Source organism: Rhizobium laguerreae (assembly GCF_019778565.1).
Lineage (GTDB): Bacteria > Pseudomonadota > Alphaproteobacteria > Rhizobiales > Rhizobiaceae > Rhizobium > Rhizobium laguerreae.
Genome location: NZ_JAAXQT010000001.1, coordinates 521079 through 544466, shown reverse-complemented (window position 1 = coordinate 544466; position 23388 = coordinate 521079). Strand labels below are relative to the sequence as shown.

The following is a 23388-nucleotide window of genomic DNA, read 5'->3' as shown; positions in this document are numbered from 1 at the left end:
AAGGGTACGCGGGAGCGATGGTGCGTTAGCAGCGATCCGATCATCCCGAAAACCCTGCCGAGGCGAGCAGGGTTTTCGTAAAGCCGGCTCTCCTCCTGAAACAAACGGAGAGCATGAATGTCCGAAAACAAAGAGAACGAACCTCGCGGCCGAGCGCGCCTGCCGGATGGCGTACTCGTGCGCGCCGTTCGCCTGTCCGATGCGGAGGAGATCACCGATCTGATAAATCTGCCCGGCTACCGGGCCGGCACCTTGCGGCCGCCATACCAGAGGGTCGAGGAAGTTCGCAAGTACATGGAAAACCCGTCGCCGGGCGCACTCAACCTCGTCGTCACCCAGGACGGCAAAATCGTTGGCAATGGCGGCCTCAACCGTCTTTCCGGCCGCAGGCAGCACGTCGCCAGCATCGGCATGGGCGTGCATGACGATTTCATCGGCCGCGGCTTCGGACGGATCCTGCTCGGAGCAATGGTCGATGCTGCCGACGACTGGCTCGATATCAAGCGGCTGGAACTGACTGTCTACACCGACAACGATGTTGCCATCGGCCTCTACCGGAAATTCGGCTTCGAGCAAGAAGGCCTGCTGAAGGCCTTCGGATATCGCGCCGGTCAATACGTCGATGCCTATACGATGGCGCGCCTCAGGCTATGAGAAAACGGGCTGCCGACTTGCCGTCAGCCCCTCACCCGCTGATCAGTGCCAGCCATTCGTCCTCGTCCATCGTCTGCACACCGAGTTCGCGCGCCTTGTCGAGCTTGGAGCCGGCGCCGGGGCCGGCGACGACGATGTCGGTCTTCTTCGAGACCGATCCCGCCACCTTGGCGCCAAGACTTTCCGCCCTCGCCTTTGCCTCGTCGCGGGTAAACTTTTCCAGCGAGCCGGTGAAAACCACGGTCTTACCGGCAACCGGGCTGCCTGCCGTCTTCGGTTGTTCGGCCTCCTCGGGCGTCACTTCCTCAAGCAGTCGGGTGATCACCTCGACATTGCGCGGCTCCTTGTAGAATTCGACGATGGCCCGCGCCACGACCTCGCCGATACCTTCGATGGCGTTAAGATCGCTCCAGGCGTCGCCGGAAAGCGCCTCGGCCTCTCGCATTGCGGTTTCAAAGGCCGCATAGGTGCCATAAGAGCGCGCCAAGAGCTTCGCCGTGGTCTCGCCGACATGACGGATGCCGAGCGCGTAAATGAAGCGGTGGAGCGCAATGCTGCGCCGTTCGGTGATCGCCGCATAGAGCTTGCCGACGCTGACCTTGCCGAAGCCGTCAATATTCTCCAGCTTGGTCAGCGATTGCTGCTGACGCTTCTCCAGCGTGAAGATATCCGGCGCGGTGCGGATCTGCAGCGACGCGTCCTCGTTTTCGAAGAAGAAATCGATCTGCTTCGAACCGAGCCCTTCGATATCGAAGGCGTTTCGCGAAACGAAATGCTTCAGATGCTCCGTCGCCTGCGCCCTGCAAATGAAGCCGCCGGTGCAGCGGGTGACCGAATCGAGCTTGCCGGTCTTCTCATGTCTTTCACGCACCGCATGCGAACCGCAGACCGGGCAGGTCTTCGGAAATTCATAGGGGCTAGACTCGGCCGGCCGCTTCTCCATGACGACGTCGAGCACCTGCGGAATGACGTCGCCGGCGCGCTGGACGATGACGGTATCGCCGATGCGGATATCGTGCTCGTCGTCGCGGATGCGCTCGCCGTTATTGCCGATACCCCTGATGTAATCCGCGTTGTGCAGCGTCGCATTGGTGACGACTACGCCGCCGACGGTGATCGGCGTCAATCGCGCGACGGGTGTCAGGGCGCCGGTGCGGCCGACCTGAATGTCGATATACTCGACGATCGTGAAAGCCTGCTCGGCAGGAAACTTGTGCGCCGTCGCCCAGCGCGGCGAGCGCGAGCGGAAGCCGAGGCGGGCCTGCAGCTCGAGGCTGTCGACCTTGTAGACGACGCCGTCGATGTCGTAGTCGAGATCCGGACGTTTGAGGCCGATCTCGTCATAATGCGATAGGACGTCGGCGACCGAGTTCAGCCGTTTCATCAGCGGATTGACGGGAAAACCCCAGTCCTTGAAGGTCTGCACCATCCCAAATTGCGTATCTTCAGGCATCTCCGACATCTCGCCCCAGGCATAGGCGAAGAATTTCAGCTTGCGGCTCGCCGTCACCTTGGCGTCGAGCTGGCGCAGCGACCCGGCAGCGGTGTTGCGCGGATTGACATAGGTCTGCTTGCCCTCCGCCTCCATCTGCCGGTTCAGCGCCAGGAAGTCGCTCTTGGCCATATAGACTTCACCGCGGATCTCTACGACCGCGGGAACACCTTTCGGCAGCTCGTTGGGGATTTCGGCGATGGTGCGGATATTGGCGGTGACATTCTCCCCAGTCGTGCCGTCGCCGCGCGTCGCAGCCGTCGTGAGCCTGCCGTTCTCGTAACGGATAGACATCGACAGGCCGTCGATCTTCGGTTCGGCGGTAAAGGCGATCGACTGGTCCGGCAGCCGGCCGAGGAAGCGATAGACGCCGGCGACGAAATCCTGCACGTCCTCCTGCGAGAAGGTGTTGTCGAGCGACAGCATCGGCCGGGCATGGACGACAGGCGAGAAGGTGACGGAAGGTGCTGCACCGACATGCCGCGACGGGCTGTCCTCGCGGATCAGCTCGGGAAACCGCACTTCCAGCGCATCGTTGCGGCGCTTCAGCGCGTCGTAATCGGCATCCGAAATCTCCGGTTGGTCCTTGCCGTGATAGAGCGCATCATGATGCGCGATCTCCTTTGCCAGCCGCTCGAGCTCGGCGGCAGCCTCTTCGATCGTCAACGTGTCGACGGTGAAACCTTCGGTGGACATGGAACATCACTCCAGAGAATCTGGCCAGAAAATCTGGATTGTTTTTAGAGCAAAATTTCCGGATGAAAAGAGAGGCTGGATATCCTGCATCGGGAAGATCGGTCTACCCCGCCTATTCCCAATCCCTGGCATTGCGCAGCCGTATGCCGCTGACATGCAGGCTGGTGTTGCAAAGGTTCTTCAACGGCCGCAGGCTATCGACTACCCGAAGCTCCACCCTGCGCGGCGCAAACTCCTGGTCGAGCCGCGAGATGGCGGTCCTCTCCAGGGGAATGACGCGTCTGCGGGCCACCCACATGCCGGCATCGTCCAGATCCTCGAAGCCCTCGGCCGGCATCTCGTAACGGTGGATCGTCTCCGCTTCGAGCCTTTCCAGCCAATGGCGCTCGACATAGGCGACGGCGCGCCAATCACCAAGCCAGTGCCGCCGCTCGGTCTCCAGCGTCTCGGGTTTCGCCCAGAGCAGGATGCGGGGGCAATCGCGCGGAAAGAGATACATGAAATCATGATCGGCATCGATTGCCCAGACGAGCGGACCGTTCAGCCATTCCCGGCCGGGCGCACGGGCAGACGGGACGCGAACCGCGCGTGGCTCGAACGCCGCAATATCGGAATCGTCGCTGAAATGGAAAAGCCGCATGGATTGAGTTCGCCGCCGATCGAAGCTTCAGCGCATATCGCGCCGCGGGATGATTGTCATCCCGCCGGCCTCAGGGGAAAGAGCATCGGAAGAAAAATCAGCCGTTGCCGGCCAGCAGCCGCTTTGCCGCCGCCCTCGCCTCTTCGGTGACCGAAGCCCCGGCGAGCATACGGGCGATCTCTTCGGTGCGGTCCTTCTGCGCCATCGTCGCGACGCGCGTGGCGATCTTTTCCGAACCGTCAGCCGACGGTCCCTTAGAAATCAAGAGATGCGTCGCCGCCCGCGCCGCGACCTGCGGCGCATGCGTGACCGACAGCACCTGCACCCGCTCCGACAGCCGCTTCAGCCGCTGGCCGATCGCATCGGCCACCGCGCCGCCGACGCCGGTATCGATTTCGTCGAAGACGAGCGTCGGGGCCGATCCGCGATCAGCGAGCGCCACTTTCAGCGCCAGCAGGAAACGCGACAGCTCGCCGCCCGAGGCGACCTTCATGATCGAGCCCGGTCGCGTGCCGGGATTGGTCTGGACATGGAACTCGACGACGTCGATGCCTTCGGCCAGCGCCTCGCCCGCATCCGTGGTGATCTCGACCATGAAACGGGCGCGTTCGAGTTTCAGCGCCGGCAGCTCGGCCATGACGGCCCCGGCCAGTGCGGTTCCGGCATGATGGCGCTTGTCTGACAGCGAGCGCGCCGCCGCATCGTAATTTTCCCGCGCCAGGCCGACCTCGGCATCAAGCCGCGCAAGCCGCTCCTCGCCCGCGTCGAGATCGGCAAGATCTGCGATCATACGGACGGCAAGCGCCGGCAGTTCGGTGACGGGAACGGAATATTTGCGCGAGGCGGCCCTGAGCGCGAAAAGCCGTTCCTCCACCCGCTCCAGCTCCCTGGGATCGTATTCGGTCTTGCGCAGTGCCGCCTCAACCTCCATCTGCGCGTTGGAAAGCTGGTCCAGCGCGGCATCGAGCAGCGTCACTGTGTCTTCGAGCAATCCCGGCGCCTCATGGCTCTTGCGCTCCAGCCGGCGCACCAGCGAGGCGATATGGGGCACCGGCGAGGCATTGCCGTTCAGGAATTCGGACGCCTCGGCGATATCGCCGGCGATTCGCTCGGCCTTCATCATCTTCTGCCTGTTATCGGCGAGCTCTTCCTCCTCGCCGTCCTGCGGCGAGAGCTTCTCGAGTTCTTCGACGGAAGAGCGCAGGTAGTCGGCTTCGCGCGCCGCACTTTCCACCTTCTCGCGGTGCTTCTTCAGCGTCCGCTCGCTGTCGCGCCACAGGCGATAGAGCCGGGCGACCTCTGAAACCTCGTCGGTGAGGCCCGCGAAGGCGTCGAGCAGGGTGCGGTGAGCGTTGGTGTCGACAAGGGCGCGATCGTCGTGCTGTCCGTGGATTTCGACCAGCAGCTGACCGGCCTGGCGCATCAGCTGCACGCTAACCGGCTGGTCGTTGACATAAGCCTTGGTGCGCCCGTCCGCCGATTGCTGGCGGCGGAAGATCAGATCGCCCTCGTCATCGATGCCGTTTTCACGCAGGAGGGTGCGGGCGCCGTGTTCCATGCCCACGTCGAACACCGCCGTCACCTGGCCCTTATCCTCGCCATGGCGCACCAGGTCGCCGTCGCCGCGCCCACCGAGCGCCAGCGACAGGCTGTCGAGCAGGATGGATTTGCCCGCCCCGGTCTCGCCCGTCAGCACGGAGAGGCCTATCTCGAAGGCAAGATCCAGCCGCTCGATCAGGACGATATCGCGGATCGAAAGCTGGATCAGCATTGGCCTCAGGAACCGAGAAGAAGTTTCTTGCCCGCAGCCGCGATCCACGAGCCCTTGTTTTCACGCGGCTCGGCACCGCCGCTCTGCAGCAGCTTGTAGGAATCAGCATACCACTGGCTGTCGGGGTAATTGTGACCGAGAACGGCAGCGGCTGTCTGCGCCTCGTCGACGATGCCCATGGAGTAATAAGCTTCGACGAGACGCGCTAAGGCCTCTTCGATCTGGTTCGTATTCGGATATTTCTCGACAACGATGCGGAAGCGCGAGATCGCGGCGAGATATTCCTTCCGCTCCATGTAATACCGGCCGATCTGCATTTCCTTGCCGGCGAGTTGGTCGCGCGCAAAGCGGATCTTGGCCTGTGCGTCGTCGACGTATTCGGAGTTCGGATAATTGTCGACGACAGCCTGCATCGCCTCGATCGTCTTGGCCGAGGCGCGCTGGTCCTGCGTCACGTCGACAATCTGCTTGGAATAGGTGAGACCGATCAGATACTGCACATAGGCGGCATCCTGGGACTTCGGATATTGCGACATGTAGCGGTTGCCGGAAGCAAGCGCATCGTCCAAGCGGCCTTGGCGGTATTTGACGAAGGTGCTCATCACAAGCGCCTTGCGCGCCCATTCGGAGAACGGGTTCTCGCGGTCGATCGCGTCGAACTTGCGCCCCGCTTCCGCCATGTTGCCGGCCTTCATATTGGCAAGGCCCTGGGTGTAGAGCACGTCGGGCGGATCGGTTTCGAGGCCGAGCTTGGTGATGTCGATATCGGGGTCCGACTGGCAACCGGAGATCAAGGCGCCTGCGCTGAGCACCAGAAGCGATGCGAACAAAGCACGCGCTGTCTTCATCATACCTTCAGATCCTGCATAACCCATTCGAAAGAACCCCACTGCTGCCGCTCTCTCCACGGCAGCCACGCCTCGCTGGCGTTTCTAGCCACAAATGTGCATCAAGAGCAACGCAATGATAAGGCATTAACGCATTTTTGTGGCAGCAGCCGCAGAAATGACCGGCTTTTCAACTTCTTCCCGACCTGTGGCGGCCAAGCATCGGCCTATTGCCGCAGACGCGCCCGGACACAAAAAAAACCGCCTCCGGGAAAGAGGCGGCCTGGTCTTGAGAATATGCTGGAGGTCATGCCGACCAGGGAGCGAATTCCGAAGCGCTGACTGCGATCAGTTCGCGGGCAGCGACACGCTGGCGCGGCGTCGACGTCTCCACAACCTCGTAGGCGGAGGGATCGGCGAGCAGCGCCTTCAGCGCATTGGCGTTCATCTTGTGACCACCGCGATAAGAACGGTAGCAGCCGATGAACTGGGCGCCGGCAAGCGACAGATCGCCGACGGCATCGAGCGTCTTGTGGCGGACGAATTCGTCCTTGGCGTAACGCAGTCCTTCGACGTTGATGACGGTGTTGTCGTCCGAAATGACGACGGAATTTTCGAGTGAAGAGCCGAGCGCGTGGCCCGACGCCCAGAGACGCTCGACATCGCGCATGAACCCGAAGGTGCGGGCGCGGGAAAGCTCGGCCTTGAAGACGGCGGCAGTCATGTCGCCGGCCCACTTCTGCCGGCCGATCAGCGGGCAATCGAAATCGATCTCGACTTCGAAGCGCGTGCCGTCATAGGGGCGGAATTCGCTCCAGGAGCCGCCATGCTCGATTCGCACCGGCTTGGTGATCCGGATATAGCGGCGCTTGACGCCGAGCGAAACGAGACCGACCTGCTCGATCGCTTCGACGAAGGGCAGCGAGCTGCCGTCCATGATCGGCATTTCGGAACCCTGCACCTCGATCACCACATTGTCGAGGCCGAGCGCATAGACGGCGGCCATGACATGCTCGATCGTCGCAACCGAATGGGCGGGCGAGAAGCCGAGCACGGTGCAGAGGTCGGTGTTGCCGACCTGCGAGGAAACGGCCTTGAGTTCGGTGATATCGCCATTGTCATGCAGGCGCTGGAAAACGACGCCGGTGCCCGATTCGGCCGGGTTCAGGGTGATCGAAACGTCGGCGCCCGAATGGACCCCGATGCCCGAAAGCGTCACGGGACGCGATACCGTCGTTTGAAAACCCAGCAAGCCAATCGCCATAAATTCTGCCTTTATTCTTCCGCACCGGCGGTCTGTCCGATCGGCGCGGTCATCGTTTATTCTGCAGCCGGAGCCTGTCAAAAGGTCTCCTGGGGCAGTTTCGTTGCACCATACTTACGTGCGCCGGCGCTCCAATCCAAATCACTGTTTCTTTCGCTTTGTTACGAAGTCACGCGATTGAAATCATTTGCGAATCACGGGCGAAAAAACAGCAATGCCCGGGACCTTGATCCCGGGCATGAGAGGCCCGAAGCACGGCCTCAGTTCGACTGGCGACGCAGGAATGCCGGGATTTCCAGCTGGTCGTCTTCCTGCATCATCCGGGCCTGCGGAACCGCGCGGCCCTGGTCGTCGAGGTTGCCGCGACGCGGTGCGTAGAGGCTTGCCTCCGGCGACAGCGGACGGCGCTGCTGCGAAGCGGCCGGCGGTGCTGCAGTCATATCGGCGGCAACGGCGTCGTCGTCGCGGCGGCCAAGCGAATTGGTGATTCGCTTGAGCAGCCCCATCGGACCGCGCTCTTCCGCCGCATGCGCGGACGCCGGCTGCGTGCGGTGGTCGAGTTCGGCCTGAACGACGGGCGGGAAATCCTCGACCTTCGGCATGCGCATCGGTTCGGGCGCCTGACGGATGGTCGGCTCCTGCCGGACGGGCTGCTGCTGCACCGGCTGCTGCTGGACGGGCTGCTGGATCGGCTGGCTCATCACCGGCGCCGGAGCCTGCTGCTGCACCTGAGGACGCATTGCCGGCGCTTCCGGTGCAGGCGCGAAGATCTTGCTCTGCGGACGGAAGGTTTCCTGCTGTGCCGCCGGCTGCTGCAGCGGTGCGGCAGCACGCGGGGCCGGAATTTCGAGCTCGCGTTCCATCTCGGCTTCGCGGATGGTCTGCGCGATCGGATCCATGGCCTTCTGTGCCTGCATCACGGGGGCAGGCTGAACTGCGGCCGCTGCCGGAGCAACAGCCGCGGAGGAACGGATAGCAGGCCTTGCGGTCGGCTGGAAGTTCCGCTCGGCGGCTTCGTTCATCGCCCTGTCGATGCCGGTTGCGACGACCGAGACGCGGATGATGCCTTCGAGCGATTCGTCGAAGGTGGCGCCGAGGATGATGTTGGCGTCCGGATCGACTTCCTCGCGGATGCGGGTCGCGGCTTCGTCGACTTCGAAGAGCGTGAGGTCGCGACCGCCGGTGATGGAGATCAGCAGGCCCTGGGCGCCCTTCATCGAGGTTTCGTCGAGCAGCGGGTTGGCGATCGCAGCCTCTGCAGCCTGCAGCGCGCGGCCGGAGCCGGAAGCTTCGCCGGTACCCATCATCGCCCGGCCCATCTCGCGCATCACCGAGCGGACGTCGGCGAAGTCGAGGTTGATGAGGCCTTCCTTGACCATCAGGTCGGTGATGCAGGCAACGCCCGAATAGAGAACCTGGTCAGCCATGGCGAAGGCATCGGCGAAGGTCGTCTTGTCGTTGGCAATGCGGAAGAGGTTCTGGTTCGGAATGACGATCAGCGTATCGACAGACTTCTGCAGTTCCTGGATGCCCATCTCGGCCAGGCGCATGCGGCGCCCGCCTTCGAAATGGAACGGCTTGGTGACAACGCCGACCGTCAGGATGCCCTTGTTGCGGGCCGCCTGTGCGACAACCGGGGCAGCACCTGTGCCGGTGCCGCCGCCCATGCCGGCGGTGACGAAGCACATATGCGTGCCGTTCAGGTGATCGACGATCTCGTCGATGCACTCCTCGGCGGCCGCGCGGCCGACTTCCGGCTGCGAGCCGGCACCGAGGCCTTCGGTGACGTTGACGCCGAGCTGAATGATGCGCTCAGCCTTCGTCATCGTCAGCGCCTGCGCATCCGTGTTGGCGACGACGAAGTCGACGCCCTGGAGGCCGGCGGTAATCATGTTGTTGACGGCATTGCCGCCACCGCCGCCAACGCCGAACACGGTGATGCGCGGCTTCAGCTCTGTGATGTCAGGCTTTTGCAGCTTGATGGTCATGGTACCTGTTCCTTCTCTCTCTGGCCGCATCGCCACGCCGGCCAATTACGCAATTTCAGAAGCTTTCCTTCAGCCACTGGCCCATGCGGGCTATGCGACTGTTATTTCCCCCAAGCGACATGAGCAGACCGCTCTGTGACGCATGTGTCTCCATGTCCGCGACCTGCGGATAGATCATCAGGCCGACGGCCGTCGAAAAGGCCGGGCCCTTGGCCGCCGTCGGCAGCCCCGAGACGCCCATCGGACGGCCGATGCGGACGTTGCGGGCAAGGATGCGCCGCGCCACGTCGGCAAGGCCGGTCAGCTGGCTCGCCCCACCGGTCAGCACGACGCGCTTGCCGACGATCGGGCTGAAACCGGAGCGCTGGATACGGTCGCGGATCAGTTCCATCGTCTCCTCAATTCGGGCCGACACGATGCGCGAAACCAGCGCCCGCGGCACCTGCGACGGCTGGTCGCGATCGTCCTCGCCGATCGGCGGGATCGAAATCAGCTCACGCTCGTCGGAGGAATTCGAAAGGGCCGAGGCATGCACTACCTTCAGCCGCTCGGCATCCTCGATGCGGGTCGAAAGGCCGCGCGCCAGGTCTGTGGTGACGTGATGACCGCCGAGACCGACGGCATCCGTATGAACGAGCTTGCCTTCGGCAAAGACCGAGATCGTCGTCGTACCGCCGCCCATGTCGATCGCCGCGCAGCCGAGCTCGACCTCGTCGTCGACGAGAGCTGCAAGGCCCGATGCGTAAGGCGTCGCAACGATGCCCTCGACCGACAGATGCGCACGATTGACGCTAAGTTCGAGGTTCTTCAGCGCCGAGCGCTCCGCCGTGACGACATGCATGTCGACGCCGAGCGCATCGCCATACATCGCCAGCGGATCGCGAATGCCGCGCTCGCCGTCGAGCGAGAAGCCGGTCGCCAGCGAATGCAGCACCGAACGGTCCTGGCGCAGCGACTGCTGGCAAGCGGCCGACAGCACCTTCTTCAGATCGTTGAGCTCGACTTCCTGGCCGCCAAGATCGATCGTCGCGGTGTAGATATCGCTGCCGAGACGGCCGGCCGTCAGGTTGACGATCAGGCTTTCGACGGTCAGCCCAGCCATGCGCTCGGCCGCGTCGACGGCAAGGCGGATGACGCCTTCCAGCGCGTCGAGATCGGCGATGACGCCGGTCTTGATGCCACGGGAACGCTGGTGGCCGATGCCGATGATCTCGATATTGTGCGTGCGGCCCGGCAGGATCTGGCTTTCCTCGCGCGGCGTCAACCGGCCGATCATGCAGACGACCTTGGTCGAACCGATGTCGAGCACCGAAACGACATGTGACCGCTTCGACGAAAGCGGCTTCAGGCGCGGCAATCCGAAATGGGATGAACCGAACAAGCTCATATATTCTGCCCCGCCTTCTTCAATTCTTTCGTACGCTCCGTCACTGCCGTCTGCCTGCGGATCGCCGCCTCCGGCGTCAGCTGGATCGCGGTTCTGTCGGCCAGCCTGAGATCGACTGCGGCAATGTCCCGCTCCAGGAGCCGATGCTCCTTGTCGAACTTCGAAAGCGTCGCTAGTGCCTGGTCGATATCGTCTTCCGGCAGCTTGACGACGACGCCGTTGTCCATGTGCAGGTCCCAGCGACGGCCTGATATCCAGACATAGGCCTTCACGCGGGCCTTCACGTCGGGCCACTTCGAGAAGGCTTCGTCGAGCGAAGCCGCCGCAGTTTCGGCATCGCGGCCGACGACGAGCGGCAGCGCCGAAAACTTGTTGTCGCGCAGCGGCGCAATGACGCTGCCGTTCTTCTCGATCAGGGAAAGCTCCTGTCCGTGCTGCCAGATCGCATAGGCCTGACGCTCCTTGAGCTTCACCTCGATCGTCTTCGGATAAATCTTGCGGACCTCGACATTTTCGACCCAGGGAAGATGCGCGATCTTCCTGCGGGCGGCATCGACGTCGAGGGCGACCAGCGAGGTCGTGCCGTCAAGGCCGATCAACTGCAGTATCTCGATTTCGGAGGTCTCCGAATTGCCGGAGACCTTGACGTCCTCGATCGCAAAACCCGCGGCCGTCGTCGTCGCCTGCGCCACGGCTTCCGTGTGGCCGCCGAGCGACATGCCGTAAAGCCCCGTCGCGCCTAAGAAAGCGAGCGCCGAGACCGTGCCCGTATGAACGGGAATGTAGATTCGGCCACTGCAGAGGCTGATCAGGAAGCGCGTGACCCGGCGCAGCGGGCGCGGCAGCACGAACCGCTCTTCGGCTTCCACGATCGGAAGCACGGCATGATGGCTGGGGCGCCCAATCCTCTTGACTGTCAACGCAAACAAGACGCGTCCTCCACCATCCACCGGAGAAACTGACCAAATGAATAGCCGGCATGACCGGCCATTTCGGGCACGAGCGAGGTTGGAGTCATGCCTGGCTGGGTATTGACCTCCAGCCAGATGATTTCGCCGTCTTCGGAGAAACGATCGTCGTAACGAAAGTCGGACCGACTGACGCCGCGACAACCGATTGCCTGATGCGCCCTTAGGGACAATGTTTGTATTTTTTGGTAAATATTCGGTGAAATTTTCGCGGGGATGACGTGTTTTGAACCGCCCGCCGCATACTTGGAGTCGTAATCATAAAAATTGTGTCCCTGCGGCACCACTTCCGTGACGCCGAGCGGAGTTTCACCCATGACACCGCAGGTGAGTTCGCGACCGTAAACATAGCGCTCGACGATCACCTCCTCGCCGTAACGCCACTCGGGCGAGCTAACGATCTGCGGCGGATGCGCCTGATCTTCCGTGACGATGACGACGCCGAAGCTCGACCCCTCGCGGACGGGCTTCACCACATAGGGCGGCTTCATCGGATGCGTCGAGGGAAAGGCGAAACGGTTAACCACCTGGGATTCGGCGACCGGAATGCTGGCGGCGGCAGCGACACGCTTCGCCTTGGCCTTGTCCATCGCCAGCGCCGAGGCAAGCACTCCAGAATGGGTATATGGGATTTCGAGATATTCGAGGATGCCCTGAATAGTGCCGTCCTCGCCGAACGGGCCATGAAGCGCATTGAAGACAACATCGGGCTTCAGCGCGGCGAGTTTCTCGGAAACGTCGCGCGCCACGTCGATGCGCGTCACGTCGAAGCCCTCCGCTTCGAGAGCTTCTGCGCAAGCCTTTCCCGAGGAAAGGCTGACCGGCCTTTCCGAGGAAAATCCGCCCATCAGGACAGCGACATGCTTGCGACTCATCAACACCCCCAAAAAATAACTTCCATTTTCGAAATCGACGCTTGCGCGAAGCTGTCTGCGCCGTTTCGGGCCTTTGTCCGACCTGAGTGCATTAGAGCATCATTATGGTTAATGAAGTGTTTACTTTCGTTAACTTCGTCTTGCCGCGCCCCGGATTTTTTAACCTTCTCTTCTTCGCGATTGCCAGATCGAAGATGTCACCGATCCGCGAAACAGAAAAACCCGCACGGAAAAAACCGCGCGGGCTCAATGGGATAGATTAGTTTCTTGCGGTCAGTCGGCGTCGTCGAGGAACTTCCACACGAGCCCGCCGAGCGCCCCACCCGCAAGCGGCGCAATCCAGAACAGCCAGAGCTGCTGCAGCGCCCAGCCGCCGACGAAAAGCGCCTGGCCGGTGGAACGCGCCGGATTGACTGAGGTATTCGTCACGGGGATAGAAACGAGATGGATCAGCGTCAGCCCGAGGCCGATCGCAAGCGGCGCGAAGCCCGCAGGCACCCGACTGCTGGTCGACCCCAAGATGATGATCAGGAAGAACATGGTCAGCAGCACTTCGATCAGCAGCGCCGAAAGCAGTGAATAACCGCCCGGAGAATGATCGCCATATCCGTTGGCGGCAAATCCGCCGAGTTCGAAACCCGCCTTGCCGCTGGCGATGAGATAAAGCAGCGCCGCCGCGGCGATGGCGCCGACAATCTGCACGACGATATAGGGAACGAGACGCGCCGCCGGAAACCGTCCTGCAACCGTAAGGCCAAGCGAGACGGCGGGGTTGAAATGACCGCCCGAAATGCCGCCCACGGCATAGGCCATGGTGAGCACGGTCAGACCGAACGCAAAGGCCACGCCAACAAAACCAATTCCAAGCTCGGGATAGGCCGCGGCCAGCACGGCACTGCCGCATCCGCCGAAGACCAGCCAGAACGTGCCGAGAAATTCGGCAACAAGACTCTTTTGCATGGATATCTCCTCTGCCCTCAACCAGAGGGTTAGCAATGAATCTGTTACAATTCGATTCCGGTCAAGCATGTGAGCAACGCCACGGCAAGCCTCGCGCAAGGAAGGAAAACCCAAGGATTTGAGATGACGTCGGGGGACGCGAGCCGGTAATGCATGCGGGCCACGTCCCCAGTACCGACTGCATGTTTTGACATTTTCTCGGATCTGAAATTGGGTTAAGACCCGCGAGCCTCCCAAGGCGCTCCATAAAAATACTGATTGGAATGAAAATGACTGACGCGATCTCCGCATCGCCGACCCCTGCCTCGAACAGCACGCAAGTTAATTCTCCGGCTCGCGTCCTTATCGCCAGCCTTGTCGGCACCACCATCGAATTCTTCGACTTCTACGTCTACGCGACGGCAGCCGTCCTCGTCTTCCCGCATCTCTTCTTCCCGGCAAGCGATTCGAACGCCGCAACGCTGCAATCGCTGGTCACCTTCTCGATCGCCTTTTTCGCCCGCCCCATCGGCGCCGTGATTTTCGGTCATTTCGGCGACCGCATCGGCCGCAAGGCGACGCTCGTCGCCGCGCTGATGACGATGGGCCTTTCGACCGTGCTGATCGGCATGCTGCCCGGCTATGATGCGATCGGCATCGCAGCACCCTTGTTGCTGGCGCTTTGCCGTTTCGGCCAGGGCCTCGGCCTCGGCGGCGAATGGGGTGGCGCCGTTCTGCTTGCCACCGAAAACGCTCCTCCCGGCAAGCGCAGCTGGTACGCCATGTTCCCGCAGCTCGGCGCACCGATCGGCTTCATCCTCTCCTCCGGCTTCTTCCTCATCCTGACGGAAACGATGAGCAACGAGGATTTCCTCGACTACGGATGGCGCATTCCCTTCATCGCCAGCCTCGCCCTCGTCGCCGTCGGCCTCTATGTCCGCCTGAAGATTGCCGAGACGCCGGAATTCCGCAAAGCCGTCGAAAAGCACGAACGCGTCGCTGTGCCGATCGAGGTCGTCTTCCGTAATCATCTGCGCAGCCTGATCCTCGGCACCTTCATCGCCGTCGCGACCTTCGTGCTGTTCTACCTGATGACGGTCTTCACGCTCTCCTGGGGTACGACACCTCTGGAAAAGGGTGGGCTCGGTTATACGAGAGAGCAGTTCCTGGTAGTCCAGCTTGTCGGCGTCGTCTTCTTCGGCCTGACGATCCCGCTCTCCGGCTGGCTCTCCGATCTCTATTCGCGCCGCATCATCCTGACGCTGACGACGATTGCCATCACCATCTTCGGCTTCTTCTACGCGACGCTGTTGACCAGCGGTCTCACAGGCGCTTTCCTGTGCTCTATCATCGGCCTCGCCTTGATGGGCTTCACCTATGGTCCGATCGGCGCTGCCCTTGCCGCCCCCTTTCCGACCACGGTGCGCTATACCGGCGCCTCGATGACCTTCAACCTCGGCGGCATCTTCGGCGCTTCGCTCGCCCCTTATATCGCAACCTGGCTCGCCACCCATTATAGTCTGGACTATGTCGGCTACTACCTCGCCGCCTCGGCAGTGATCTCGCTGGTCTGCATCCAGCTGTCGGGCCGCGAGGAAGTCTGAGCCTCGAGCAGTAAGTAAATGCGAGGATTGAAAGTGTTAGAGCGTCCTTTGTGCGTCCGGAAGGACGCGCGGCGCTCTAACGTCGCGGCTTTTTATTGATGCCGTGGGCACTTCCGGTTAACCGGAACACTGACGGCAAAACGGGGAACAGATCATGCGATGCCTCATTACCGGCGCAGCCGGCTTTGTCGGTGGGCCTCTCGTCGAAAGACTGCATGCAGAGCGGATATCCGAGCTTGCGGTGACGACGCGATCTGCAGCCGCCAGCTTCCCGACATCTGTGCGGCATTTCCCCATCGAGATAACAAGCGAAACCGATTGGACGGCAGTTCTCGAGGGTATCGATGTCATCGTCCATCTCGCCGCTCGTGTTCACATCATGAACGACCGCGCAGCCGATCCGCTTGCGGAATTTCGCCGGATCAACACCGCCGCCACGTTGAACCTCGCCGCACAGGCCGCCCGCGCAGGCGTAAAAAGGTTCGTCTTCATCAGCAGTATCAAGGTCAATGGCGAGGAGAACGATCGGCCCTTCCGGCATGACGATACGCCAATGCCGATCGATCCCTATGGCATCTCGAAGCTGGAAACTGAAATCGGGCTGCATGAAATCGCCGCCCGAACAGGCATGGAAGTCGTGGTCATTCGCCCGCCGCTCGTTTATGGACCCGGCGCGCGGGGCAATTTCGCCCTGCTCGTCGGACTTGTCCGGAAGAAAATGCCGCTCCCTTTCGCGTCGCTGAAGAACCGCCGGACACTGGTCGCGCTTCCAAATCTCGTCGATCTGATCATCGCCGGGATGAAGCATCCCAACGCAGCCGGCCAGACTTTTCTCGCAGGCGATGGAGAAGATCTTTCGACTCCCGGGCTTATCGAAGGGATTGCCGCAGGGCTAGGTGTCAAACCGATGCTGCTCCCCTTCCCTCCAACGCTGTTGCAGATGGGCGCGAGAGTCACGGGAAAGAGCGCAGTCTACCAGCGTCTTTGCGGTTCCCTGCAGGTCGATATATCCCATGCCCGCGATGTGCTCGGCTGGTCGCCTCTCGTCACGCCGCGCGAAGGCCTGAAGCTTGCAGTGACGTAAACCGTTATTCGCTCGTCACACCGTGGAACGGACGCACCTCACGGCCGGGCATGAAGACGCCGAGGCGTTTGATTTCCCATTCGAGTTTAATGCCGTCTTTTTCGAAGACCTCGCGACGCACCTGTTCGCCGAGATATTCGAGATCATAGCCGGTTGCCTGCCCCATGTTGATCATGAAGTTGCAGTGAAGCGACGACATCTGCGCTCCGCCGATGACGAGACCGCGGCAGCCTGCCTCATCAATCAGTTTCCAGGCCGAATGACCAGCCGGGTTCTTGAAGGTCGAGCCGCCGGTCTTTTCGCGTACCGGCTGCACCGTCTCGCGATGGTTGCGCACGGCGTCCATCTCGGCGCGGATCTGCGCGCGCTCTTCCGGATAGCCATCGAACAGCACGGAGGTAAAGATTAGATCTGTGGATGCGGTCGAATGGCGATAGGAATAGCCCATCTCGGCATTGGAAAGCACATGCTTGCCGCCCTTGCGGTCGACCGCATGGACCTCGATCAGCCGCTCCCGCGTCTCCACACCGTTGGCGCCGGCATTCATGCGCGCCGCGCCACCGATGCCGCCGGGAATACCGTATAAGAAATGGAAGCCGCCGATGCCATTGTCCATCGCCATCGCCGCTACATGTTTATCGGGGCAGATGGCGCCGGCGAGAATCCGGTTTTCGCCGGCAAGCTCGACGAAGCCGAACCCCTTGGCCGACAGGCGCAGCACGACGCCGGGAATGCCGCCGTCGCGCACCAGGATGTTGGAGCCGACGCCGACCACCGTCAGCGGCACCTCCTCCGGCAAGATCTTCAGGAAAGCGACGAGATCGTCGACGTCATGCGGCTGGAACATCAGCTCGGCCAGGCCACCAGCCCTGAACCAGGTGACGCGGTCCATCGGGGCATCCGGCGTGATACGACCGCGGATATCCTTTACACCGTCTCCGAGAGACGCGAGAAGCTTTTCCCCATTCACCTGTTTCATACGGACTTTCCCGATAGGCCTTCCAGTTGCTTGGGCAGTGCCGCTGCCCAGGACGTGATGCTCCCAGCCCCCAACAGAACCACGAAATCGCCCGGCTTTGCAATCTCCGCGACCATCTGCGGCAGAAGTTCCGCCGAAGTTAGAAAGCGGGCATCGCGATGGCCGCCGGATTTTATGCGAGAGACCAGCGACACGGAATCGATACCCTCGATCGGGTCCTCCCCCGCCGCATAGACGGGCGCCAGGAAAATGCTGTCGGCATCGTTGAAGCAGGCGGCGAATTCCTCGAACAGGCTCGCAAGACGGCTAAAGCGATGCGGCTGGTGGACGGCGATGACACGCCCCTTGCAGGATTCGCGGGCGGCGCGCAGCACCGCCTTGATCTCGACCGGATGATGGCCGTAATCGTCGAAGATCTGCACTCCGTTCCACTCGCCGGTCAGCGTGAAGCGGCGCTTGACGCCGCCGAAGGAGGCAAGCCCCTTGGCGATATCTGCGCTCGATATGCCGAGCCGGTTGGCAACGGCAATCGCCGCCGTTGCGTTGGAAATATTATGCCGCCCGGGCATCGGCATGACCAGCCCCTTGAGCTCGATTACCTGGCCGGTGCGGCGGCGGCGGATTTCGACGTCGAAGATCGAGCGCGTGCCGTCGATGCGCACATTCTTGAAGCGCACGTCGGCCTGCGGGTTCTCGCCATAGGTGATGATCTTGCGGTCCTCGATGCGGCCGACCAGTGACTGCACCTCGGGATGGTCGAGACACATGACGCCGAAGCCGTAGAACGGCACGTTCTCGACGAACTGCCGGAAGGCGGCACGCACGGCGTCGAAATTGCCGTAATGGTCGAGATGTTCCGGGTCGATATTGGTGATGACCGCAACATCGGCCGGAAGCTTCAGGAAGGTGCCGTCCGATTCGTCGGCCTCGACCACCATCCACTCGCCCTCGCCCATGCGGGCATTGGTGCCGTAGGCATTGATGATGCCGCCATTGATGACGGTCGGGTCCAGCCCACCCGCTTCGAGCAGTGCAGCGACCAGCGAGGTGGTCGTCGTCTTGCCATGCGTGCCGCCGATGGCGATCGCATTGCGGAAGCGCATCAGCTCGGCGAGCATTTCGGCACGGCGCACCACCGGCAGCAGCTTTTCGCGCGCGGCGATGAGTTCCGGATTGCTCTTCTTGATTGCCGTCGAGACGACGACGACTTCGGCCTCACCCAGGTTTTCAGGTCGGTGACCGACGAAGACCTCGATGCCCTTGTCGCGCAGGCGCTGGACATTGGCGCTGTCGGCCTGGTCCGATCCCTGCACCTTGTGGCCGAGATTGTGCAGCACCTCGGCAATGCCGCTCATGCCAATGCCGCCGATGCCGATGAAATGGACGAGACCGATCGTCTTCGGCAGTTTCATGCGCGTGTCCTCTTGAATTCCGCAATTGTCCGTCTGGCGGCAATAGCCTCAACCATGTCGGCAAGCAAGTTCGCAGCGTCGGGTTTCCCGGCGAGTTTCGCCGCCGCCGCCATATGCGCAAGCTTTTCCGGATCGTTCATGACAGCCGTCAGGATCGCCGCGATCTTCTCCGGCGAAAGCTCCGACTGGGCGATTACCTTCGCCCCACCGGCCGCAGCAAGTGCCGCCGCATTCGCCGCCTGGTCGTGATCTAGAGCGTGCGGGTAAGGCACAAGGATGGCAGGCCGGCCGATGACGGAGATTTCCGAAACCGTCGAGGCGCCCGAACGGCAGATTACGAGATGCGCCCTCGCCAGCCTCTCGGCCATGTCGGTGAAGAAGGGGGCGATATCGGCATCCATTTCCAGCTTGGCGACGCAGCCGCTGACCATCTCCATGTCCTCGGGACGCACCTGCTGAGTGATGCGCAGACGCACGCGAAGCGCGTCGTCGAGCAGGCTGATCGCCGTCGGCAGCGTCTTAGAGAAATATTGCGCACCCTGGCTGCCGCCGAAGACGACGAGATTGAAAACCTCGCCCGCGTGCGACGGCATGTAAGGCACCTCGGCTGCGGCGATGATCGCCGGGCGGACTGGATTGCCTGTCGCCACCGTCTTGTCTGGAAAGGCACCGCCCCCCTCCGGCAGGAAACCGCCGGCAATGGCCTGCACGCGGGTTGCCAAGGCCTTGTTGGCGCGCCCCATCACCGCATTCTGCTCGTGGATCATCGAGGGCACGCCGAGCCGGGTGGCGGCAAGCAGCGGCGGCACGGTGGGATAACCGCCGAAACCGACGACGATGACCGGTTGCAGCCGCTGGATCAGCTTCTTTGCCGCCCGCATGCCACTCCAGAGCGTCCACAGCGAGCGGGCGACGGCGATCGGGTTCTTCGAGCCGATCGTCGCCGAGGGCACGACATGGATCTCCTCGGCCGGGAACTTGCCCGCATAACGCTCGGCCCGGCTGTCCGTGACGAGATGCACCGAATAGCCGCGCTCCTTCAGCTTGAAGGCCAGCGCCTCCGCCGGGAACACATGGCCGCCGGTTCCCCCGGCGGCAAGCAGCACGATGCCTTTGCTCATGGTCTTCTACTCCGCCGGCATCCCGTGCGGGACGCGGAAGAGGCTCCGGTCCTGCGCGCGTTTTTCCGGTCGATGGCGCGTCAGCGCCAGAATGAAGCCGGCGGTGACGCAGATCGCCACCATAGACGAGCCGCCATAGGAAATCAGCGGCAGCGTCATGCCCTTTGCCGGTAGCAGTTCGAGATTGACGCCGATATTGATGATCGACTGGATGCCCATCTGCAACACCAGTCCGGCGACGGCGAAACGGTTAAAATCGTTCCGCTCGCGATAGGCATGCGAGAGGCCACGCAGTACCAGCACGGTAAACAGCGCGACGAGCGCCATGCAGAAGACGATGCCGAACTCCTCGGCCGCGACCGAGAAGATGAAGTCGGTATGCGCATCCGGGATGATGCGCTTGACGATGCCTTCGCCCGGTCCCTGGCCGAACCAGCTGCCGCGGATGATCGCCTCGCGCGCGGTATCGATCTGGAACGTATCACCCTCGCCGGTCATGAACTTGTCTATTCGGCCGGCGACGTGCGGAAAAACGTAATAGGCGCTGAGCAAGCCGCCGGCGCCGCCGATACCGAGTAGCATGATCCAGATCCATGGCATGCCGGCCATGAAGAACATCCCGCCCCAGACGGCCGTGGTCAGGATGGTCTGGCCGAGGTCCGGCTGCGCGACGAGAAGGGCCGCGACGATGCCGAACAGAATGATGGCAAAGAGATTGCCGGGGATCTCCGGCTGGCGCGCATGTTCGGCAAACAGCCAGGCGCAGACCACGACGAAGGCAGGCTTCATGAATTCCGACGGCTGGATGGAAAGGCCGGCGATCCAGATCCAGCGCCTGCCACCCTTGACCTCCTGCCCGACGAACAGCACCAGCACCATCATGGCGACCGAGATGATCAGGATCAGAATTGCGGTTCGCCGCACCTGGCGTGGCGTCAGGAACGACAGCCCGAGCATGACGCCGATCGAGGGGATCATGAAGGCCGCATGGCGCTTGACGAAGTGGAAGGGCTCGAGCCCGATGCGCTCGGCGACCGCAGGAGATGCCGCAAACGACAGCATGAAGCCGATGCCCATCAGGAAGATGAACATTGCCAGGAAGAAGCGATCGATAGTCCAGAACCAATCGGCCAGAGGCCCACGTTCCGCGCGGCTTACCATGTCATTTCTCTCCTGTTGCCGGACCGATCAGCATCGCAATACCGTCAAGCGCTGCCACGTGGCCGACGAAGGCTTCGCCCCTGACTTCGAAGTTCTTATACTGGTCGAAGCTTGCGCAAGCCGGGGATAACATCACGGCCGAAGCAGCGCTCTCGTCGCGTTCGGCATCGGCGGCCGCATGCGCGACGGCGCGCTCCAGCGTGCCCGAGATCTCGTAAGGCACGGCCTCGCCGAGCGTCGCGGCGAATTCCGCCGCCGCCTCGCCGATCAGATAGGCCTTGGCGATGCGCGGAAAATAGGGAGCAAGAGTCGTGATCCCGCCAGCCTTCGGCAAGCCGCCGGCGATCCAATAGATGCGATCATAGCTCGAAAGAGCCGGCGCTGCGGCATCGGCATTGGTCGCCTTGGAATCGTTGACGAAAACGACGCGGCCACGCTGCCCGACCGGCTGCATACGGTGCTTCAGTCCGGGAAACGAGGCAAGACCGGTGCGGATGTCGTCGGCGGAAACCCCGACCGCGAGGCAGGAGGCGACGGCGGCGGCGGCGTTCTGCGCATTATGGCTGCCGCGCAGCGTCTGGATGCCGTCGAGATCGGCGAAGGGCAGCATGGCGCCGCCGGCGGCCTGGATGAGTTTGGTGCCCTCGGCATAGATGCCGTCGGCCAGCACGTTGCGGCGCGAAATACGGACCACCTTGACGCTTGCCCGCTCAACACGGTCGGCAATCAGCGCCGAATGGCTGTCGTCGACGCCGACGATCGCGACATCGCTGCCGGCGACCAACCTTTCCTTGATATCGGCATAATGCTGCATGGTGCCGTGACGGTCGAGATGATCGGGCGTCAGGTTGAGCAGGATGCCGGCAGACGGGTCCAGTGTCGGCGCCAGATCGATCTGGTAGGAGGAGCATTCGACGACGTAATAACGCTCGGCCTTCGGCGGATCGAGCGTCAGCACCGCCGTGCCGATATTGCCGCCGAGCTGCGTGTCGTAGCCTGATGATTTCAGGATATGGGCGATCAGCGCCGTCGTGGTCGACTTGCCGTTGGTGCCGGTTATGGCGATGAAAGGGCAATCCGGCGCATGGGCGCGGCGCTCGCGCACGAAGAGTTCGACGTCGCCGACGATATCGACGCCGGCCGCGCGGGCAAGATCGACGGTCCAGTGCGGCTTCGGATGGGTGAGCGGCACGCCGGGCGACAGCACGAACAGCGCCTGCTGGCTCCAGTCGATGTTGTGCAGGTCTTCCGTCCTGATGCCTTCGGCAGCGGCCTTGGCGACACTGTCGGGATTGTCGTCCCAGGCGGTCACATCGGCACCGCCTGATATCAGCGCCCGGGCGGTGGCAAAGCCGGAGCCGCCGAGCCCGAAGAGCGCGACCTTCCTGTCCTTGAGCGTCGTGACCGGGATCATCGCTGCCTCACCGGAGCTTCAGCGTCGAAAGGCCGAGCATCGCAAGGCCGACGGCGACGATCCAGAAGCGGATCACCACCTGGCTCTCGGTCCACCCCTTCTTCTCGAAGTGATGATGGATCGGCGCCATCAGGAAGACGCGCCGGCCGGTCATCTTGAAGAAGCCGACCTGGATGATGACCGACAGTGTCTCGATGACGAAGAGGCCGCCGATGATCGCCATGACGATCTCGTGCTTGGTGGCGACGGCGACGGTGCCGATCGTGCCGCCGAGCGCCAGCGATCCCGTGTCGCCCATGAAGATGGCGGCCGGGGGCGCATTGAACCAGAGGAAGCCGAGGCCGGCGCCGATCACGGCGCCGAGCACGACGGCGAGCTCGCCGGTACCGGGCACGAAATTGATCTGTAGGTAGTTCGCAAACACCACGTTGCCGGCGAGATAGGCGATGACGCCGAAGGAGGCAGCGGCGATCATCACAGGCACGATGGCAAGCCCGTCAAGGCCGTCGGTCAGGTTGACGGCATTGCCGGCGCCGACGATGACGAAGCCACCGAAGACGACGAACATGATGCCGATATTGATCATGAAGTCCTTGAAGAAGGGAAAGGCGATCGAGGAGCCGAAGGTCGAGCCGGCAATCCCCGAGGCAAGGGCGGTGCGCATCATGAAATAGACGGCGATACCGGCGATGACGAATTCGATGCCGAGACGCGCCTTGCCGGAAAAGCCCATGTGGCTCTGCTTCGTGACCTTGAGATAATCATCGTAGAAGCCGATCGCACCGAAGCCCAGCGTCACCAGCAATGTAGCGACGACATAGACATTGGAAAGATCGGCCCAGAGCAGCGACGCGCCGACGATGCCGGCAAGGATCATCAGCCCGCCCATGGTCGGCGTGCCGGCCTTCTTGAAATGAGTCTGCGGCCCGTCGGCGCGGATCGGCTGGCCCTTGCCCTGCCGAATGCGCAACGAATTGATGATCGTCGGCCCGAACAGGAAGACGATCAGCGCTGAGGTGAAGAGAGCGGCCCCCGTGCGGAAGGTAATATATCTGAACAGGTTCAGAAATTTGAAATATTCCGACAGTTCGACAAGCCAGATCAGCATTCAG

The 23388-nt window shown here is 62.3% G+C and carries 19 protein-coding genes; 3 read left to right on the top strand and 16 right to left on the bottom strand.

Annotated elements, in window-relative coordinates:
- The first annotated feature begins 117 nt into the window (after positions 1 to 117).
- Complete coding sequence (locus HFO71_RS02615; protein WP_077978782.1) at positions 118 to 654, top strand: GNAT family N-acetyltransferase; 537 nt, start codon at positions 118 to 120, stop codon at positions 652 to 654.
- A 31-nt stretch (positions 655 to 685) separates the two neighbouring features.
- On the opposite strand, the gene ligA is transcribed toward HFO71_RS02615, so the two are convergent.
- From ligA to aqpZ, 10 genes are all read right to left on the bottom strand, one after another.
- Positions 686 to 2842, bottom strand: a complete 2157-nt coding sequence (gene ligA / locus HFO71_RS02610) for an NAD-dependent DNA ligase LigA (RefSeq protein ID WP_221968247.1) — start codon at positions 2840 to 2842, stop codon at positions 686 to 688.
- 112 nt (positions 2843 to 2954) lie between these two features.
- Positions 2955 to 3482, bottom strand: a complete 528-nt coding sequence (locus HFO71_RS02605; RefSeq protein WP_168258912.1) for a DUF6886 family protein — start codon at positions 3480 to 3482, stop codon at positions 2955 to 2957.
- A 97-nt stretch (positions 3483 to 3579) separates the two neighbouring features.
- A complete protein-coding gene (recN, locus tag HFO71_RS02600) occupies positions 3580 to 5253 on the bottom strand; it encodes a DNA repair protein RecN (protein WP_077978785.1) in 1674 nt (557 codons plus the stop codon).
- Between the two features lie 5 nt (positions 5254 to 5258).
- Positions 5259 to 6128: an outer membrane protein assembly factor BamD gene (locus HFO71_RS02595; protein WP_020050822.1), complete on the bottom strand. Its 870-nt coding sequence runs from the start codon at positions 6126 to 6128 to the stop codon at positions 5259 to 5261.
- A 259-nt stretch (positions 6129 to 6387) separates the two neighbouring features.
- Positions 6388 to 7344 carry a UDP-3-O-acyl-N-acetylglucosamine deacetylase gene (gene lpxC, locus HFO71_RS02590; protein ID WP_020050823.1) on the bottom strand — a complete coding sequence of 319 codons (957 nt, stop codon included), beginning with the start codon at positions 7342 to 7344 and terminating at the stop codon, positions 6388 to 6390.
- Between the two features lie 260 nt (positions 7345 to 7604).
- Positions 7605 to 9332: a cell division protein FtsZ gene (gene ftsZ, locus HFO71_RS02585; RefSeq protein ID WP_131639491.1), complete on the bottom strand. Its 1728-nt coding sequence runs from the start codon at positions 9330 to 9332 to the stop codon at positions 7605 to 7607.
- Positions 9333 to 9387: 55 nt separating this feature from the next.
- Complete coding sequence (ftsA, locus tag HFO71_RS02580; RefSeq protein WP_003561012.1) at positions 9388 to 10719, bottom strand: cell division protein FtsA; 1332 nt, start codon at positions 10717 to 10719, stop codon at positions 9388 to 9390.
- Positions 10716 to 11648, bottom strand: a complete 933-nt coding sequence (locus HFO71_RS02575; protein ID WP_131639492.1) for a cell division protein FtsQ/DivIB — start codon at positions 11646 to 11648, stop codon at positions 10716 to 10718. The genes ftsA and HFO71_RS02575 overlap by 4 nt, the downstream gene beginning before the upstream one ends.
- Positions 11636 to 12562, bottom strand: coding sequence for a D-alanine--D-alanine ligase (locus tag HFO71_RS02570; RefSeq protein ID WP_131639493.1), 927 nt, complete (start codon positions 12560 to 12562; stop codon positions 11636 to 11638). Before HFO71_RS02570 ends, HFO71_RS02575 begins: the two co-directional genes overlap by 13 nt.
- Positions 12563 to 12835: 273 nt before the next feature.
- Positions 12836 to 13522, bottom strand: coding sequence for an aquaporin Z (gene aqpZ / locus HFO71_RS02565; RefSeq protein ID WP_025395311.1), 687 nt, complete (start codon positions 13520 to 13522; stop codon positions 12836 to 12838).
- A gap of 269 nt (positions 13523 to 13791) precedes the next feature.
- On the opposite strand from aqpZ, the gene HFO71_RS02560 reads away from it, so the two are divergent.
- Positions 13792 to 15105, top strand: coding sequence for an MFS transporter (locus HFO71_RS02560; RefSeq protein WP_077978789.1), 1314 nt, complete (start codon positions 13792 to 13794; stop codon positions 15103 to 15105).
- A 154-nt stretch (positions 15106 to 15259) separates the two neighbouring features.
- Entirely contained in the window at positions 15260 to 16189 is a 930-nt protein-coding gene (locus HFO71_RS02555; protein ID WP_131639495.1) for a UDP-glucose 4-epimerase family protein, read from the top strand.
- 4 nt (positions 16190 to 16193) lie between these two features.
- Here HFO71_RS02555 and murB read toward each other — a convergent pair whose 3' ends face one another.
- The 6 genes from murB to mraY are packed head-to-tail and all read right to left on the bottom strand — an operon-like array spanning position 16194 to position 23384.
- Complete coding sequence (gene murB, locus HFO71_RS02550) at positions 16194 to 17168, bottom strand: UDP-N-acetylmuramate dehydrogenase (RefSeq protein ID WP_221987514.1); 975 nt, start codon at positions 17166 to 17168, stop codon at positions 16194 to 16196.
- A complete protein-coding gene (gene murC / locus HFO71_RS02545) occupies positions 17165 to 18580 on the bottom strand; it encodes a UDP-N-acetylmuramate--L-alanine ligase (RefSeq protein ID WP_132610186.1) in 1416 nt (471 codons plus the stop codon). Before murC ends, murB begins: the two co-directional genes overlap by 4 nt.
- A complete protein-coding gene (murG, locus tag HFO71_RS02540; RefSeq protein WP_168257082.1) occupies positions 18577 to 19701 on the bottom strand; it encodes an undecaprenyldiphospho-muramoylpentapeptide beta-N-acetylglucosaminyltransferase in 1125 nt (374 codons plus the stop codon). Before murG ends, murC begins: the two co-directional genes overlap by 4 nt.
- 6 nt (positions 19702 to 19707) lie before the next feature.
- The gene (ftsW, locus tag HFO71_RS02535; RefSeq protein ID WP_017988955.1) at positions 19708 to 20862 is read right to left on the bottom strand and encodes a putative lipid II flippase FtsW; all 1155 of its coding nucleotides are present in this window, start codon (positions 20860 to 20862) and stop codon (positions 19708 to 19710) included.
- Between the two features lies 1 nt (position 20863).
- A complete protein-coding gene (gene murD, locus HFO71_RS02530; RefSeq protein WP_168258908.1) occupies positions 20864 to 22276 on the bottom strand; it encodes a UDP-N-acetylmuramoyl-L-alanine--D-glutamate ligase in 1413 nt (470 codons plus the stop codon).
- Positions 22277 to 22283: 7 nt separating this feature from the next.
- Positions 22284 to 23384: a phospho-N-acetylmuramoyl-pentapeptide-transferase gene (gene mraY, locus HFO71_RS02525; RefSeq protein ID WP_003541415.1), complete on the bottom strand. Its 1101-nt coding sequence runs from the start codon at positions 23382 to 23384 to the stop codon at positions 22284 to 22286.
- Positions 23385 to 23388 lie beyond the last annotated feature (4 nt).

What these genes read in the sequence shown, in the direction of transcription:
- HFO71_RS02615 (WP_077978782.1), top strand. Translation starts at nt 118, where the DNA reads ATGTCCGAAAACAAAGAGAACGAACCTCGCGGCCGAGCGCGCCTGCCG.
- ligA (WP_221968247.1), bottom strand. Translation starts at nt 2,842, where the DNA reads ATGTCCACCGAAGGTTTCACCGTCGACACGTTGACGATCGAAGAGGCT.
- HFO71_RS02605 (WP_168258912.1), bottom strand. Translation starts at nt 3,482, where the DNA reads ATGCGGCTTTTCCATTTCAGCGACGATTCCGATATTGCGGCGTTCGAG.
- recN (WP_077978785.1), bottom strand. Translation starts at nt 5,253, where the DNA reads ATGCTGATCCAGCTTTCGATCCGCGATATCGTCCTGATCGAGCGGCTG.
- HFO71_RS02595 (WP_020050822.1), bottom strand. Translation starts at nt 6,128, where the DNA reads ATGGGTTATGCAGGATCTGAAGGTATGATGAAGACAGCGCGTGCTTTG.
- lpxC (WP_020050823.1), bottom strand. Translation starts at nt 7,344, where the DNA reads ATGGCGATTGGCTTGCTGGGTTTTCAAACGACGGTATCGCGTCCCGTG.
- ftsZ (WP_131639491.1), bottom strand. Translation starts at nt 9,332, where the DNA reads ATGACCATCAAGCTGCAAAAGCCTGACATCACAGAGCTGAAGCCGCGC.
- ftsA (WP_003561012.1), bottom strand. Translation starts at nt 10,719, where the DNA reads ATGAGCTTGTTCGGTTCATCCCATTTCGGATTGCCGCGCCTGAAGCCG.
- HFO71_RS02570 (WP_131639493.1), bottom strand. Translation starts at nt 12,562, where the DNA reads ATGAGTCGCAAGCATGTCGCTGTCCTGATGGGCGGATTTTCCTCGGAA.
- aqpZ (WP_025395311.1), bottom strand. Translation starts at nt 13,522, where the DNA reads ATGCAAAAGAGTCTTGTTGCCGAATTTCTCGGCACGTTCTGGCTGGTC.
- HFO71_RS02560 (WP_077978789.1), top strand. Translation starts at nt 13,792, where the DNA reads ATGACTGACGCGATCTCCGCATCGCCGACCCCTGCCTCGAACAGCACG.
- HFO71_RS02555 (WP_131639495.1), top strand. Translation starts at nt 15,260, where the DNA reads ATGCGATGCCTCATTACCGGCGCAGCCGGCTTTGTCGGTGGGCCTCTC.
- murB (WP_221987514.1), bottom strand. Translation starts at nt 17,168, where the DNA reads ATGAAACAGGTGAATGGGGAAAAGCTTCTCGCGTCTCTCGGAGACGGT.
- murC (WP_132610186.1), bottom strand. Translation starts at nt 18,580, where the DNA reads ATGAAACTGCCGAAGACGATCGGTCTCGTCCATTTCATCGGCATCGGC.
- murG (WP_168257082.1), bottom strand. Translation starts at nt 19,701, where the DNA reads ATGAGCAAAGGCATCGTGCTGCTTGCCGCCGGGGGAACCGGCGGCCAT.
- ftsW (WP_017988955.1), bottom strand. Translation starts at nt 20,862, where the DNA reads ATGGTAAGCCGCGCGGAACGTGGGCCTCTGGCCGATTGGTTCTGGACT.
- murD (WP_168258908.1), bottom strand. Translation starts at nt 22,276, where the DNA reads ATGATCCCGGTCACGACGCTCAAGGACAGGAAGGTCGCGCTCTTCGGG.
- mraY (WP_003541415.1), bottom strand. Translation starts at nt 23,384, where the DNA reads ATGCTGATCTGGCTTGTCGAACTGTCGGAATATTTCAAATTTCTGAAC.